This is a genomic window from Pseudoalteromonas sp. T1lg24 (assembly GCF_002964745.1).
GTDB lineage: Bacteria > Pseudomonadota > Gammaproteobacteria > Enterobacterales > Alteromonadaceae > Pseudoalteromonas > Pseudoalteromonas spongiae.
Genome location: NZ_PQCB01000006.1, coordinates 507,467 through 522,394 on the forward strand (window position 1 = coordinate 507,467; position 14,928 = coordinate 522,394).

The 14,928-nt window shown below is 40.9% G+C and carries 15 protein-coding genes; 8 read left to right on the forward strand and 7 right to left on the reverse strand.

All coding sequences use genetic code 11. The annotated features are described in order from the left end of the window. Nucleotides 1-125: 125 nt before the first annotated feature. Entirely contained in the window at nt 126-695 is a 570-nt protein-coding gene (locus tag C2M30_RS05410; RefSeq protein WP_054981114.1) for a phosphoribosyltransferase, read from the reverse strand. 421 nt (nt 696-1,116) lie between these two features. Further along, the gene (gene pepB, locus C2M30_RS05415) at nt 1,117-2,412 is read right to left on the reverse strand and encodes an aminopeptidase PepB (RefSeq protein WP_105170932.1); all 1,296 of its coding nucleotides are present in this window, start codon (nt 2,410-2,412) and stop codon (nt 1,117-1,119) included. Nucleotides 2,413-2,498: 86 nt separating this feature from the next. Between pepB and sfsA the strand changes: the two genes are divergently transcribed. The 8 genes from sfsA to C2M30_RS05455 all read left to right on the forward strand — a co-directional run bounded on the left by sfsA (nt 2,499) and on the right by C2M30_RS05455 (nt 8,763). Further along, nucleotides 2,499-3,209 (forward strand): DNA/RNA nuclease SfsA, encoded by a 711-nt coding sequence (sfsA, locus tag C2M30_RS05420; RefSeq protein ID WP_105170933.1) that lies wholly within the window; start codon nt 2,499-2,501, stop codon nt 3,207-3,209. A gap of 162 nt (nt 3,210-3,371) precedes the next feature. Further along, nucleotides 3,372-3,812, forward strand: a complete 441-nt coding sequence (gene dksA / locus C2M30_RS05425) for an RNA polymerase-binding protein DksA (RefSeq protein ID WP_010560988.1) — start codon at nt 3,372-3,374, stop codon at nt 3,810-3,812. Nucleotides 3,813-3,822: 10 nt separating this feature from the next. Next, nucleotides 3,823-4,749 carry a tRNA glutamyl-Q(34) synthetase GluQRS gene (gene gluQRS, locus C2M30_RS05430; protein ID WP_105170934.1) on the forward strand — a complete coding sequence of 309 codons (927 nt, stop codon included), beginning with the start codon at nt 3,823-3,825 and terminating at the stop codon, nt 4,747-4,749. Nucleotides 4,750-4,913: 164 nt separating this feature from the next. Then, the gene (pcnB, locus tag C2M30_RS05435; RefSeq protein WP_105170935.1) at nt 4,914-6,287 is read left to right on the forward strand and encodes a polynucleotide adenylyltransferase PcnB; all 1,374 of its coding nucleotides are present in this window, start codon (nt 4,914-4,916) and stop codon (nt 6,285-6,287) included. Then, the gene (folK, locus tag C2M30_RS05440) at nt 6,280-6,783 is read left to right on the forward strand and encodes a 2-amino-4-hydroxy-6-hydroxymethyldihydropteridine diphosphokinase (RefSeq protein ID WP_105170936.1); all 504 of its coding nucleotides are present in this window, start codon (nt 6,280-6,282) and stop codon (nt 6,781-6,783) included. The genes pcnB and folK overlap by 8 nt, the downstream gene beginning before the upstream one ends. 24 nt (nt 6,784-6,807) lie before the next feature. Beyond that, nucleotides 6,808-7,602 (forward strand): 3-methyl-2-oxobutanoate hydroxymethyltransferase, encoded by a 795-nt coding sequence (gene panB / locus C2M30_RS05445; RefSeq protein ID WP_105170937.1) that lies wholly within the window; start codon nt 6,808-6,810, stop codon nt 7,600-7,602. A gap of 24 nt (nt 7,603-7,626) precedes the next feature. Next, nucleotides 7,627-8,478, forward strand: coding sequence for a pantoate--beta-alanine ligase (gene panC, locus C2M30_RS05450; RefSeq protein ID WP_105170938.1), 852 nt, complete (start codon nt 7,627-7,629; stop codon nt 8,476-8,478). A 48-nt stretch (nt 8,479-8,526) separates the two neighbouring features. Continuing rightward, on the forward strand, nt 8,527-8,763 hold the full coding sequence (locus C2M30_RS05455) for a hypothetical protein (RefSeq protein WP_010560994.1): 237 nt from the start codon (nt 8,527-8,529) through the stop codon (nt 8,761-8,763). 66 nt (nt 8,764-8,829) lie between these two features. On the opposite strand, the gene C2M30_RS05460 is transcribed toward C2M30_RS05455, so the two are convergent. The 5 genes from C2M30_RS05460 to fba all read right to left on the reverse strand — a co-directional run bounded on the left by C2M30_RS05460 (nt 8,830) and on the right by fba (nt 14,802). After that, nucleotides 8,830-9,798 (reverse strand): PstS family phosphate ABC transporter substrate-binding protein, encoded by a 969-nt coding sequence (locus tag C2M30_RS05460; RefSeq protein ID WP_100912683.1) that lies wholly within the window; start codon nt 9,796-9,798, stop codon nt 8,830-8,832. A gap of 104 nt (nt 9,799-9,902) precedes the next feature. Continuing rightward, nucleotides 9,903-11,225, reverse strand: coding sequence for a phosphate regulon sensor histidine kinase PhoR (gene phoR / locus C2M30_RS05465; RefSeq protein ID WP_105170939.1), 1,323 nt, complete (start codon nt 11,223-11,225; stop codon nt 9,903-9,905). A 16-nt stretch (nt 11,226-11,241) separates the two neighbouring features. Then, on the reverse strand, nt 11,242-11,931 hold the full coding sequence (gene phoB, locus C2M30_RS05470; protein WP_010560997.1) for a phosphate regulon transcriptional regulator PhoB: 690 nt from the start codon (nt 11,929-11,931) through the stop codon (nt 11,242-11,244). A gap of 249 nt (nt 11,932-12,180) precedes the next feature. Next, nucleotides 12,181-13,140 carry a porin gene (locus C2M30_RS05475; protein WP_105170940.1) on the reverse strand — a complete coding sequence of 320 codons (960 nt, stop codon included), beginning with the start codon at nt 13,138-13,140 and terminating at the stop codon, nt 12,181-12,183. Nucleotides 13,141-13,737: 597 nt separating this feature from the next. Further along, on the reverse strand, nt 13,738-14,802 hold the full coding sequence (gene fba, locus C2M30_RS05480) for a class II fructose-bisphosphate aldolase (protein ID WP_010560999.1): 1,065 nt from the start codon (nt 14,800-14,802) through the stop codon (nt 13,738-13,740). Nucleotides 14,803-14,928 lie beyond the last annotated feature (126 nt).

A 14,928-nucleotide genomic window follows, 5' to 3' on the forward strand; every position in this document is an offset into this window, starting at 1 on the left:
TTGGCTTTTCTACAGTGTTATCGGCTGACTCACATAGAATAACTATGCCACGCAGCCTCTGCCTTGTATAAAACCCAATCAAACTGCTGCAAAAACGAACTTGAAAGGTCAACAGGCCCTAGTGATTACTTTTTATCAATAAATAAATGGCTAATTTCTTTTAAATCAGTTTTGCCATTTGCAATTTCATCTGGTGTTAAACCTGAAAGCTCATGTGGGAAAACTAACCACTCGTCTGAATCATGAATATAGTAATCAGGTTCAATCGGTGTTTTGTTATTTTTTGGCTTATAGTAAGGGCAAGCCACGCGAATATCTTGTGGCAAGTTTAAGCGCATTAATTCTTTTAATTTTTCTTTTAGTGCAAAAATACTGCGACCTGAATCAAATACATCATCAACAATTAATAAGCTGTCAGACGCGTTAGCGTTTTCGATGATGTAATGTAAGCCGTGTACTTTAATATCTTTTGATTGCTTACCAATACCGTAATAAGACGATGTACGTACCGCAATATGATCTGTGTCTACACCTTTAAAATCATAGTATTCTTGTACTGCAATACCGATTGGTGCACCACCACGCCAAATGCCCACAATATAGTCAGGGCGAAAACCATCATCAAAAACCTGTGCTGCGAGTTTAAATGAGTCTTGCAAAAGCTGCTCGGCGGTAATAAAAACCTTATCTGACATGATGTGCTCCTGAGATTATTGGGGTATAAAAAAGGTGTGCATAATAGCTTATATTTAACGAAATAGCTTGCTTTATATCAAAATAGCATGTCTTAAGCCTTTTAAAATACGTAACAAACTGTTAGGTTAAATATTGGGCTTTCGAAAAAGAGCTTTTGAAAATATACATAAAAAAAACGTATGGAAATACTTTTGGTAAATTTAACCAAAAGTCATACTTTAGGGGTGAAGCAAATAAACAGAGGTACCCAATATGTGGTGGATATTTGCTTTCATACTGCTTGGTCTTTACGTTGCATTAACCCTCGTTAGGTTTAATGATAAAACACCAAGTGACAAAGATTTAAAGCGTCTAAACTTTAACAAACGTTAATAAAAAGCCTGCAACTGCAGGCTTTTTTTATTGTATCACCAAAGCTGGTTATGCTTTTTCAAGTAATGTGCGAGCAACGGTACGCATACCCCAAGTAGTAGCACCTGCAGCCCACTGGCTACCCGCAGAGTTTTGGAAACTTGCAGCAAGGTCGATATGCACCCAGCCTTTACCGTCATTTGGCACAAAACGAGATAGGAAACCAGCGGCATTTGATGCACCGCCAAAACCACCGCCTTTCTGCGCACGGCTGTTTGCCGTATCTGCGTATGGTGATGGACAGTTAAACTGGTGGAACTTTTCAAGTGGTAATGCCCATGCAGCTTCAAACTCGTCGCTAGCAAAGTTTTCAACTTCACGTACTAGCTCTTTATCTAAACCAAATAACGCATTGTATTCTTGACCTACCGCCATCAGCGCTGCACCAGTCAAGGTTGCCGCATCAATAATTAGTGGCGCGCCTGTTTCGCCAGCTGCCATTAAGCCGTCAGCAAGTACTAAGCGACCTTCCGCGTCAGTATTTACGATTTCTACTGTAGTACCATTTTTGTACGTAAGAATATCACCTAACTTGTATGCATTACCTGAGATTAGGTTCTCTGCACAGCATAGGAACAACTTAACGCGCACATCTAAACCACGGCTAATTGCCAGAGCAAGACCAGAAGTAACCGTGGCCGCGCCACCCATATCACACTTCATGGTTAACATGCCTTCACTTGGCTTAATTGAGTAACCACCTGAATCGAATGTAATGCCTTTACCTACAAGCGCTGCTGCTACTGGTGCATTTTCATCACCTGTTGGATTGTAATCGAGTGTTAATAACACTGGCGGGCGCTCACTACCACGGCCAACAGAGTGAATACCAATCCACTGTTGCTCTAATAATGCATCGCCTTTAATAATGTCGTAGCTTACGTGCTCTGGTGCCATTGAACCGATAAATTCAGCCGCTTTTTCAGCAAGGCTTTCTGGATAAACATCTTCTGCAGTGCCGTTAATCATCTGACGTTGCCAAATTGCAGCACGCTTTAACGCCGCTAATTCATCAAGTGATGATTGGCTGTTTTCTGCAAATGTAACTGCATCAAGATTTTTAGCTGTCACAAAGCCTTGATAAAGCGCCCACTGACTTTCTGTGCACCAAGTGTCACCTTCTAAAACGATTGCTTTAATGCCTTGATTAGCAAGTGCACGACCTGCCTTTTGTACGTTTTTAAGGGTTTCTTCTTGCTGTAAATGAACGGTCGCACCGTCATTAGAAAAAGAGAGTAAGGCTTTTTCACCCCAATGCGCCGCTGCGGCATCTTGAGATAGCTGAACTTTGAACAGATCTGACATATTTTTTTCTCTCGTGTGTTCACATAATTGCGTGACCCCAGTGTACACTAGTCACATACATAGCCCAATAATTTGCGATTAAAGCCATGCAATTTCAATCAAAGCTGCAACAAGCCAAGCTTATAAAACGATACAAACGTTTTTTAGTCGATATCGAAACCAGCCAAGGTGAAATAACCATTCACTGCGCTAACACCGGGCGTATGACTGGCTGCGCCGATTTTGGCTTTACTGCGTATTATTCAACATCTAGTAATACCAAGCGTAAATACCCTCATTCGCTTGAACTGACACAAAATCTAGCGGGAGATTTAATCTGCGTTAATACCAGCATAGCCAACCATGTAGTTGCCGAGGCGATAACTCAGCAACAAATACCTGAATTATTAAATTACGATACCCTAAAACAAGAAGTAAAATATGGCGATGAAAACAGTCGCATTGATATTTTATTGAGTGATGCCGAAAAGCCAGCGTGTTATATCGAAGTAAAATCGGTCACCTTGTTAGAAGAAAACGGTAAAGGTTACTTTCCCGATGCGGTCACGGCCCGAGGCAGCAAACATTTGCGCGAATTAGTGACAATGAAGCAACAAGGCCATCGTGCGGTATTATTCTTTTTAATTCAACACACTGGCATTAAGTCTGTGGCACCCGCTGCTCATATTGACGCCAATTATGCAATAGAAATTAAAAAAGCATTGGCAGCAGGGGTTGAAATTTTATGTTATCGCACCAACATAAGCTCGGAACAAATTGTAATAGATAAAACCATTCCCTTTGTCGCACCGCAGTGAATAGTTAACGAGTTCAAACGTTTTACCGCATAAATTATTGTTAATTAGGCTTGTCTAAATTTTTTAATTGGTAAAAATTAATTGCACTTAATTTTTTATTCTGCTATTTATAGCCGCCGACTTTTATTGGGACTCTATTCATAGAAGAATTAGGAGACAGTTATGCCATCACAAAATAATTTGAGTTTACTGGCTCAAGCAGGCCTAGCGCCGTATACAGAAAAACCTGGCGAAGAATACATGAGTGACGCACAACTTGCGCACTTTAAAACAATTCTTGAGACATGGCGTAACAACTTACGTGAAGAAGTAGATCGCACAAAAAACCATATGCAGGATGAAGCAGCAAACTTCCCTGATCCAGTTGACCGTGCAGCACAAGAAGAAGAGTTTGCATTAGAATTACGTACGCGTGACCGCGAACGTAAACTAATTAAAAAGATTGAGAAAACATTACAACTAATCGAAGATGAAGATTTTGGCTATTGTGTTACTTGTGGCATCGAAATCGGTATTCGTCGTTTAGAGGCTCGCCCAACAGCTGATCAATGTATTGATTGTAAAACACTTTCTGAAATCAAAGAAAAACAATCAGGCCGTTAATTTGGCTTAAATGTTGGCAAACACATCAGATTTTGGGGCATACCGTGGCCGGTTTGCCCCCTCTCCTTCTGGGCCATTGCACTTTGGCTCGCTCGTAGCCGCGCTCGGCAGTTATCTTGACGCCAAAGCACATAAAGGTAGTTGGCTTGTTCGTATTGAAGACATCGATACGCCACGCGTTGTTTCGGGTAGCGACACTCTTATACTTAAAACGCTTGAAAACTACGGCCTATATTGGGACGAATCAATTCGCTATCAAAGCGCTTGTTTAGCGCATTATCAAACAGTGCTTGAACAGCTGATCAGCAAAGACTTAGTCTATGCTTGCCAATGCACACGTAAACAAATTAAGCAACATGGCGGGTTGTATAACGGCCATTGTCGTGACTTGCAGCTTACATTTGATAGCCAAGCGCTGAGACTAAAACAAACCATACCAACCTATCAATTTAGTGATCTTTTTAAAGGCGAAATCAACGTTGAATCTGTGTTTTCAGAAGAAGACTACATTATTAAACGCCGTGATGGCTTATTTGCCTATCAACTAGTAGTAGTGTTAGACGACATAGCACAAAAAATTTCTCATATTGTGCGCGGTGCTGATTTACTATTCCCTACCGTACGACAAATCAGTTTATTTAAGCAACTAGACTCACCTGTGCCACAATTTGGTCACCTTCCATTAGCTGTAGCAGAGCCTGGTTTTAAGTTATCAAAACAAAACTATGCAGCGGCGATTGATATGGATAAACCACAGCAAACACTTATTGCTGCGCTTAAATTTCTCGGCATCAACGCCAATAAAACTCTGTTAGATGCCAGTGTCGATGAAATTATTCTATGGGCAATAATGGCATGGCAACGAAAAAACGTACCTGCCAATGATGAAATTCAGCTTATTACCAACGAAACCAGCTTTACCTTCAAGCCGCTTTAAATTAGCGCAATCTTTACACTAAATTATGGCTAAATATCAGCCCACACAAGCGTGCTAGCCATGGCATTAACTGGGTGATTAGTATATTATTACGCGGTTAATTTTCCCTGTATGAATTCTGGAGCCGTCCCATTATTTCTAAGCTTGTAAAAATCTGTCGAGGTATTTTATCTGGATCAGAACAAGGTCAACAGCCGCAAAGCGTTGCGAGTTTTTCTAAACCGCTTGTCGTTACCCGAGAAAATCATGTGGTATCGCGTAAACAACTTAGCCCAAATGCCTTAAAAGTACTGTATCGTCTTAAAGATGCTGGCTACGACGCCTATTTAGTTGGCGGCTGTATTCGCGATATTTTACTTGGCCTAGAACCGAAAGACTTTGATGTAGTTACCAACGCTACACCCGAGCAGATTAAAAAGCAGTTTCGCAATTGTCGTTTAATCGGTCGCCGTTTTCGTTTAGCACACATTATGTTTGGCCGAGAGATCATTGAAGTGGCAACCATGCGAGGCCATCACAGCGATGAAGAACAGAGCGAAAAAAATAAAAGCCAAGCAAGCGAGCAAGGACAATTACTACGTGACAACGTTTACGGCACTATCGACGAAGATGCAGAGCGCCGTGACTTTTCAATAAATGCGCTGTACTACTCGATTAACGATTTCAGTATTCATGATTTTGCCGGTGGTATGGAAGCGATTAAAAATCGCCGTATCGAACTGATTGGCGATCCTGAAACGCGCTACCGTGAAGATCCGGTACGTATGCTGCGAGCGGTACGCTTTGCAACAAAACTGGATATGACCATTGCGCCAGCGACAGAAAAACCGATGTTTCAGTTGGCGTCTTTGCTTGGTAATATTCCAGCAGCCCGTTTATTTGAAGAGATGTTAAAGCTATTCTTAAACGGCAAAGCAGAAGCAAACTTCCACTTACTGCGTCAGTACGGATTATTTACTTATCTATTTCCTGCACTTGATAAATTACTGAACAAGCACCCAGACGGCACTGAGTATCAGCTTGTTACACAAGTATTGAAAAATACCGACAAACGTATTAATGCAGGCAAAAAAGTAACCCCTGCCTATTTAATCGCAGCATTTTTATGGTACCCATTACAAAGTTTAGCCAACCGTATTACAGCACAGGGCGAAACACCATTTAATGCATTTAATATGGCGATGAATCAAATTTTATCTGAAAGTGCAAAGTCGCTTGCAGTGCCAAAACGTTTCACCATTGGCGCCCGTGAGATTTGGCAATTACAACACCGCTTTGATAAACGTGGCGGACAACGCGCATTCCGTTTAACGCAGCAACCGCGTTTTCGTGCCGCAAAAGATTTCTTCTGTTTACGCGCGCAATTTGAGCCTGAACTGGCAGAGCTTGCAAAGTGGTGGGATAACTACACAGAGCAAGATGCTGGCAGCCAAAAACGTATGGTTAGCGATTTAAATAAAGGCGCTAAAAGTGGTGGCAATTACCGTCGCCGCAGACCACGCAAAGCAAAAAGTAATAACGCAAAACGCCATGACTAATCACGTAAATTCTTTGGTTTACTTAGGCTTAGGGGCAAATTTAAATGCCCCATTAGAGCAATTACGAAATGCCACACAGGCATTAGCCGCACACCCCAGTATTACCCTTGTTGCAAGCTCTTCACTTTATGGCAGTAAGCCTATGGGACCGCAAGATCAACCTGACTATGTCAATTCAGTTGTTGCCATTGATACAGCGTTATCGCCGCTTGAGCTCCTTGATATTACACAACAAATCGAGCTCGATTTTGGTCGCGTACGCAAAGCCGATCGCTGGGGACCACGCACGCTCGACATCGACATTATTTTATTCAAAAACCAACAACTTGATAATGAACGCCTAACTGTGCCACATTACGGCATGAAAGTGCGTGAGTTTGTTCTTTATCCAATGCATGAAATTGCACCAGACCTTGCGCTACCTTGTGGTACAAACCTAGCAGATTTAATAAAAACAATAGATAAAAATGGCTTGAGCATTATTGCAGCAAGTTAATAACGGCAAGTAATCGAGGGATTTATGGCTAAAATTACCGTTTCAAAACTTAAAAAAATGAAACAAGAAGGCGAGAAAATTGCCGCTTTAACCGCATATGATGCAAGCTTCTCAGGCCTCTTCGAAGAGCAAGGTGTTCACGTTTTATTAGTGGGCGATTCAATGGGTATGGTGCTGCAAGGTGGCAACGACACCTTGGCGGTAACTAATCAAGATATTGCCTACCACACGCGCTGTGTGCGCGCAGGCGCTAAAGATACCTTTGTCATCGCTGATTTACCTTTTATGACCTATTCGAACCCAGCTGATGCGTGTAACAACGCGGCTGATCTTATGCGTGCTGGGGCAAACATGGTTAAACTCGAAGGCGGTGAATGGCTTTACCCAGCAATTGAGTTGTTAACACAACAAGGCATTCCTGTATGCGGCCATTTAGGATTAACACCGCAATCAGTACATGTATTTGGTGGTTTTAAGATTCAAGGTCGCACTAACGAAGCCGCAGAAAAAATGATTAACGACGCCAAAGCGCTTGAAGCCGCAGGCGCCCAATTGTTAGTACTGGAATGTATTCCTTCAGAACTGGCTAAAGCCATTACCGACGCTATTTCAATTCCAACGATTGGTATTGGCGCAGGCAAAGAAACCGATGGTCAAATTCTAGTTATGCATGACCTTGTTGGTATTTCTGCAGGCTATATTCCTAAGTTTTCAAAGAACTTTTTACTGGAAACTGGCAACATGCCAGCAGCAGTTAAAAAGTACATCGATGATGTGCAAAGTGGTCAGTTCCCTGGCCCTGAGCATGAATTCAATTAATTTAAGTGTTAAGTAGTTACTTTTATGCAATCGGTTTCTAACGTTTCTCAATTACGCAGTAAAATCAAAAGCTGGAAACAGCAAGGCCTAACAGTGGCATTTGTGCCAACAATGGGCAACCTACATGCTGGTCATTTTTCACTGGTTGATAAAGCTAAACAAATCGCCGATAAAGTGGTTGTTAGTATTTTTGTTAACCCAATGCAATTTGGCAAAAATGAAGATCTCGACAAGTACCCGCGTACTTTACAAAACGATCAAAATGGCCTGATTGAGCACGGTGCTGATTTACTGTTTACACCAACCGTTGAAACCATCTACCCCAAAGGGCTAGACGCACAAAGTTATATTGATGTGCCAGGAGTCTCTGAAGGCCACTGTGGTGCCAGCCGCCCTGGTCACTTTCGTGGCGTAGCGACAATTGTTAATAAACTCTTTAACCTTGTTCAACCTGATATTGCCTGTTTTGGCGAAAAAGATTTTCAACAACTTGCGGTTATTAGAACCATGGTTGAAGACTTATCGATGCCGATTGAAATTATCGGCGTTGCGACCAAGCGTGAAGACTCTGGTCTCGCCATGAGCTCGCGTAATGGCTATTTATCGGATGATGAAAAGCAACAAGCAAGTGCGCTGTATCAGATTATGCGTGACGCTGAAACGGCGCTTAAAGCAAACGAGTTAAGTTTAGATGAGATTACAGAGCAAGCTAAGTTAGCGATTGATAAGCATGGCTTTACACTTGATTACTTTAATATTTGTAATGCGAAAACCTTACAATTAGCCACTAAGGAAGATACTAATTTAGTTATTCTTGTCGCTGCATTTTTGTCAAATGTGCGTTTAATTGATAACTTACAAGTAACGACAGCCTAGAACCAAGCAGTTCTATACTCAATTCAAAAATAATAAGGATTAAGGATAATGAAACAGTTAATCACTATCGCGCTAGTAGGTTTGTTGGCTGCATGTAGCTCTCAAAACTTAACACAAGAGCAAAAAGAAGGGCTTAATCGCTGTGCACAGCAAAACTTTCAGTGCGAGTCTTCTTGTAGTAATTCAAGCTTAAACGAAAGCATGACTAACGGCGTATGCATGCGTAAATGCGTTGACGAACACAATGCTTGTAAAGCACAAGTTGGCCCTGAATTTATTAACTAAAATATATAATTTAAAATACAAAAAAGCCGCTAATTAGCGGCTTTTTTTATGACTTAATCGATTAACTTATAGAAGGCCTAGCTTCTTAAGCTCTCTGTTAGCCATGTTTGAATCAAGTGGTACATAACCGTCTTTTTCAACAATCTTTTGACCATCTTTAGAAAGTACCATCTTAAGGAACTCAGCTTCAATTGGTGAAAGCGGCTTGTTAGGGTGCTTGTTCACGTAAACGTATAGGAAACGAGATAGCGGGTATTTACCTGTTGCTACGTTTTCTAACGTTGCATCAACGTAGTTAGTACCTTTCTTCGCTAGTGGAACAGTACGAACACCTGATGTTTTATAACCAATGCCTGAGTAACCAATCGCATTTAATGAAGATGAGATTGACTGTACTACTGATGCAGAACCTGGTTGCTCATTTACGTTGTTTTTAAAGTCACCTTTACACAGTGCTTTTTTCTTGAAGTAACCATAAGTACCAGACACTGAGTTACGGCCGTATAATTGGATGTCTTTACCAGCCCAAGAACCTTCTAAGCCTACATCGCTCCAACGTGTCGCTTCTTTATCTGCACCACACTTACGTGTTGATGAGAATACAGAATCCACTTCTTTAATTGTTAAGCCTTTAACTGGGTTATCTTTGTGGACAAATACAGCAAGTGCATCGATAGCAACACGTACTTCAGTTGGCTTATAACCGAATTTCTTTTCAAACGCTTCGATTTCTTTCGACTTCATCTTACGGCTCATTGGACCGAAGTTTGATGTACCTTCAGTTAGTGCCGGTGGCGCAGTTGATGAACCAGCAGCTTGAATTTGAATATTTACGTTAGGGTACTGACGCTTATATTCTTCTGCCCAAAAGGTCATCATGTTTGCTAATGTGTCTGAGCCTGTAGACGAGAAATTACCAGAAATACCTGTAGTTTTTTCATAATCTGTTAATTTGTTATCTACTGCAATCGCGTTACCAGCAAGCATTGCTGTAACAGTTAGGCCCATAGTAGCCACTAAGTTTTTAAGTTTCATTGGGTAACTCCAATTGATTATCCCGTTTTGATGATGCGACTATTTTTAGCCTTTTCCATGACATTAAAATGACTAAAATATGACAAATTTATTAACACACTGATTTATTCAGATTCAACTTCTAACACTTTGTTTTTTATACGATCGTTAGAAAAAGAAAAACTAAATATTGAACCTTCTCCCAATTTTGATGAAATATTTAAGTGAGAATCATGACGACTTAATACATGTTTAGTGATCGCCAAACCTAAACCCGAGCCACCAGTATCGCGAGAGCGTGCCTGATCAACACGGTAGAAGCGTTCAGTTAATCGATGAATATGCTCACCAGCAATGCCATCGCCGTTGTCTTCTACACGGAACTCTGCGCCCTTATCGGTTTTGTGCCAACTAATGTTTATTTCACCATGAGCTGGGGTATAGCGAACGGCATTAAATACTAAATTTGAAAAGGCGCTGCGCAACTCTTGCTCTTTGCCAATTAAATTTAATGACTCGTCCATATCCAGCACAATTGTGTGTTGTTTCTCTTGGTTTAATTGTTCGGCCTCGCGGTAAATCGCGGTGAGCATATCTGCTACATCTACTTCTTCCTCGAAGTCTGGCTTATCAGAATTTTCGATTCGTGCCAGCGCAAGTAACTGTTCTACTAAGCTTGCCATGCGCTTACATTGATCCAGCATAGTTTGTTGCGCTTTCCCCCACATTGAAGGTGGCGGCGCCATATCTGGATCAAACATTTCGAGATAGCCCGACATTACTGTTAACGGCGTGCGCAACTCATGCGACACATTAGCAATAAAGTCTCGGCGCATTTCTTCGAGTTGTTTGATTAACGTCACATCGCGCACCACCATCATTAACTGTGATGCGGCATAAGGCGTTACCCTCACTTCTAATACACTGTGTGGATCAATCGGTGACTGCAGCTCTAATGGCTCAAGGTATTCTTTTGCGCGCATGTATTTAATAAAATCTGGACGACGAATTAGGTTATCAAGTCGCTGACCATGATCGAGCGGCCACTGTAATCCTAATAAAGCGATCGATTCTTTGTTACACCAAACGATCGCCAGATCATCTTGCAATACTAATACGCCATCGGGAACGGCTTCTGCACCTTCACGAAAACGACGAATAACATCAGCAAGCTCGTTACGTTTTCTTCGATTGCGCTGTTGCAGGCGATAAATGCCTTCAAATACCTGCTCCCAAACACCTTCACCTTCTGGTGGGTAATATTTGCGTTGTTCTGTAAGCCAATCGCTTAATCTAAATAGCTGACGATAATTCCACACTAATAGTGAAAATGTACCTAGCCATAAAAGTAAAAAAGGAGCCCCTAACAGGACTCCTATTAACGTAAGCGGAATAAAGTAAACAAAAAGGCGTTTAACTAATTCCCGCTTACTCACAATTCGCAGCATAGACTTCTCTTAGAAATTAAATTTTGCTCGAAAAACGATAACCTGCACCACGTACGGTTTGTACTAATTTATCATGACCCATAGGTGCAATTGCTTTACGTAGACGACGAATATGTACATCAACCGTGCGATCTTCTACGTAAACATTTGTACCCCAAACATTATCAAGCAGTTGTTCACGGCTGTAAACACGTTCTGGGTGCGTCATAAAGAAATGAAGTAATTTAAATTCAGTTGGTCCCATATCTAATTCGTTACCCGCAGACGTTACACGATGCGAAATAGGATCTAGGCGTAACCCATGTACTTCAATTGCTTCTTCGAGCGATGTAGGTGATACACGACGGAATACCGCTTTAATGCGTGCCATTAACTCTTTTGGTGAAAACGGTTTAGTGACGTAGTCATCAGCACCCACTTCTAGGCCTTTGATCTTGTCTTCTTCTTCACCACGAGCTGTTAGCATAATAATTGGGATATGGCGGGTGTAATCACTATTTTTAATTTTTTTAGCGATTTGAACACCACTTGTGCCAGGCAGCATCCAGTCCAGTAGAATCATATCTGGATAAGGCTCAACTAGCGCATCCATTGCAGAATCATAATCTTGGGCTTCAATAGCCTGAAATCCATTTTGTTCAAGTACGAATACCAACATTTCACGAATTGGTGCTTCGTCATCAACCACTAGTATCTTACGCGACATGAATTAAATCTCTAAGTTATCAACTGACTTCATTATCAAAGTAAAGTGTGACACTTTTATGAATATAAACATAAAAAGATCATAAATAAACTGTTGTCTATTTGTAGTGTTACTTTAACCTAACTTACACAATCATATAAAACAATTTAAATTCAATAAGATAACGTTAAAACAAGGCTTTAAAATTAAACTAAAAAGCCCCTAAAAGGGGCTTATAAAATTAACTAAATTGTCACGTTTTTATATCATTTAAAAATCATAACGTAAGGTAACGGCCAAATGTCCTTCATCATCGCTATTATCCAAATCACGCTGGGTGTACCAAATATAAGCCTTTGCCTGCTTACCTAATTTTCGCTCAACACCTACTGAACTGGCCGAGCCACTGTCTTTTAATTTACCAAAGCCTGTTTCATCATCTTGGTACTGTACTAAAATTTTATAATTTTCAATTTTATAAGAAGCACTTACAACGAAAGTATCACCATCATCGCCCGATGACACTTTTTCACTATTTTGGTACATACCGTTAATTGTAAAATCACCGAGTTTACCTTGTGCTGATACGCGATCTATATTGTAGCCGGCAACATCTTCATCATGCGCATATGCAACATAAAACGGAGTTTTCTTAAGTGCTTTATCACCATAACCGATAGCAGCCGACACCCCTGCCCCATCACTTTGTTTGCTGTTTTCTTCCGCTATATAGGTTAGTTCAAACTGTAATTGACCAAACTTGGGTGATTGATAATTTACCATATCGCCCAAGCGATTTTCGCCGGTGGCAAGGTGTTTTATATCACCAACGAAGTCATTCATCATATCAAGCTTGTTTTGCGACTTTTTCAGCGCCGTGTCTTTTCGACCGATCAGGATCTGACCAAAGGTTTTACTTTTTAGACCTAAGTATTGATCCCGTGATTTAATATTATCATCACTGCCATTTGCGCCATCTTGCTCTGAAATATTAACTTCCCACTCAAGCTTAGTTAATACGCTAAGATCATCTGAAATACCATGCTTTGCTTTAATGCCAAAACGTGACGCATATGAGTCAACTTCGGTCTCGCTCTGTTGATTATCGATATCAACGTAGCGCAAGCCTAGGTGGGCACGTCCGTATACTTGGGCATCTGTTTCAGCAAATGCATCTAACGGAAGAAGCACTAAACCTATACCACTTGCCAGCAAGAGTTTTTTAATCATGGTAATTTCCTCAAAGCAGAGTTTAACTAAAGCATTACGCTATAATTATTATACACTTAAGATCAAACAGATTTTCTTATTTACTAATTACTTTAGTACATTTAACGGGTATGGCAATTATCGCAGATCAATATTTTACCAATAGGATCATCTTTATACTAAGATCTACCACGATATGACTATTTGAGATCAAAAACTTACTAAGATCACCTAAGAAATAGATCGAATTTCAATAAGTTAGCTGTAGTTTTTAATCTGATCAGCCCTAAATAAGCACTTTAGTTGGTAGGATCGTGATCCCAGCCAAACAAATTACGATCGTGTTAGTAAGAATTTGATCCCACAATCCTAAATGATCATAATCCCAGACATACTATTAATCTCATTTATTTTCGCCGAAATAAGCCAGCTCACAAACCGGTTATAAATAAAGTAAATGTTAGAAGACTGGCCTGTTAAAGCACTATTTTGATAGGTTGATTGAAGGTTATGGATTTAAATTATTGACGCTCAACACCTGGGCGTTCGACACAAAAAAAGCGTTTATATGAGCTATATAAACGCTTTGCTTGTTAAAGGAAGTTGTATAACTTGATGTTATTTAACTTGTTGGTTTAACTCACCAGCAAGGTATTTTTCATGCATCGCATCAAGTGAAATTGGTTTGATTTTAGCTGCTTGACCAGCTGTACCAAACGCTTCGTAACGTGCAACACAAATTTCAGTCATTGCTTTTGTCGCTTCCGCTAAGAACTTACGCGGGTCGAAGTTTGCAGGGTTATGTGCAAGGTGACGACGAATTGCACCGGTTGATGCTAAACGTAAGTCAGTATCGATATTTACTTTACGAACACCGTGCTTAATACCTTCAACGATCTGCTCAACTGGCACACCGTAAGTTTCAGGGATCTCACCGCCGAATTCATTGATCACAGCAAGCCACTCTTGTGGTACTGATGACGAACCATGCATTACTAAGTGAGTATTTGGAATACGCGCGTGAATTTCTTTGATACGGTTAATTGCAAGAATGTCACCCGTTGGTGGACGTGTAAACTTATAAGCACCGTGTGAAGTACCACATGCAATCGCAAGTGCATCAACACCTGTTTGCTTAACAAAGTCAGCTGCTTCTTCAGGATCAGTTAATAGTTGGTCTTCAGTTAGCTTACCTTCTGCACCAATACCGTCTTCTTCACCTGCTTCACCCGTTTCTAATGAACCAAGTACACCTAGCTCACCCTCAACTGAAACACCACACGCGTGTGCCATTTCAACGGTGCGACGTGTTACATCAACGTTGTACTCGTAGCTTGAAGGGGTTTTACCATCTTCAAGTAGTGAGCCGTCCATCATTACTGATGAAAAGCCTAATTGGATTGAGCGTTGGCAAACTGCTGGTGATGTACCGTGATCTTGGTGCATAACTACTGGAATGTGAGGCCATTCTTCAATTGCCGCTAAAATCATATGGCGGATAAACGGCGCGCCGGCGTATGCACGCGCACCTGCTGAACCTTGAACGATAACAGGACTATTAGTCTTGTCTGCTGCTTCCATAATTGCACGCATTTGCTCTTGGTTATTCACATTAAACGCTGGAACACCATAACCATTTTCTGCCGCATGGTCTAATAGCTGACGCATACTGATTAAAGCCATTTTGCTTTCTCCAATTTTTGATGGCACCTAACGCCATCGAGTTTGAACGGATAGATTTGTTTATTGCCAAGTAATCACTGATTTTGAGAGAGATATGATTACTTGGCTTTTTATTCAGTTACTTAG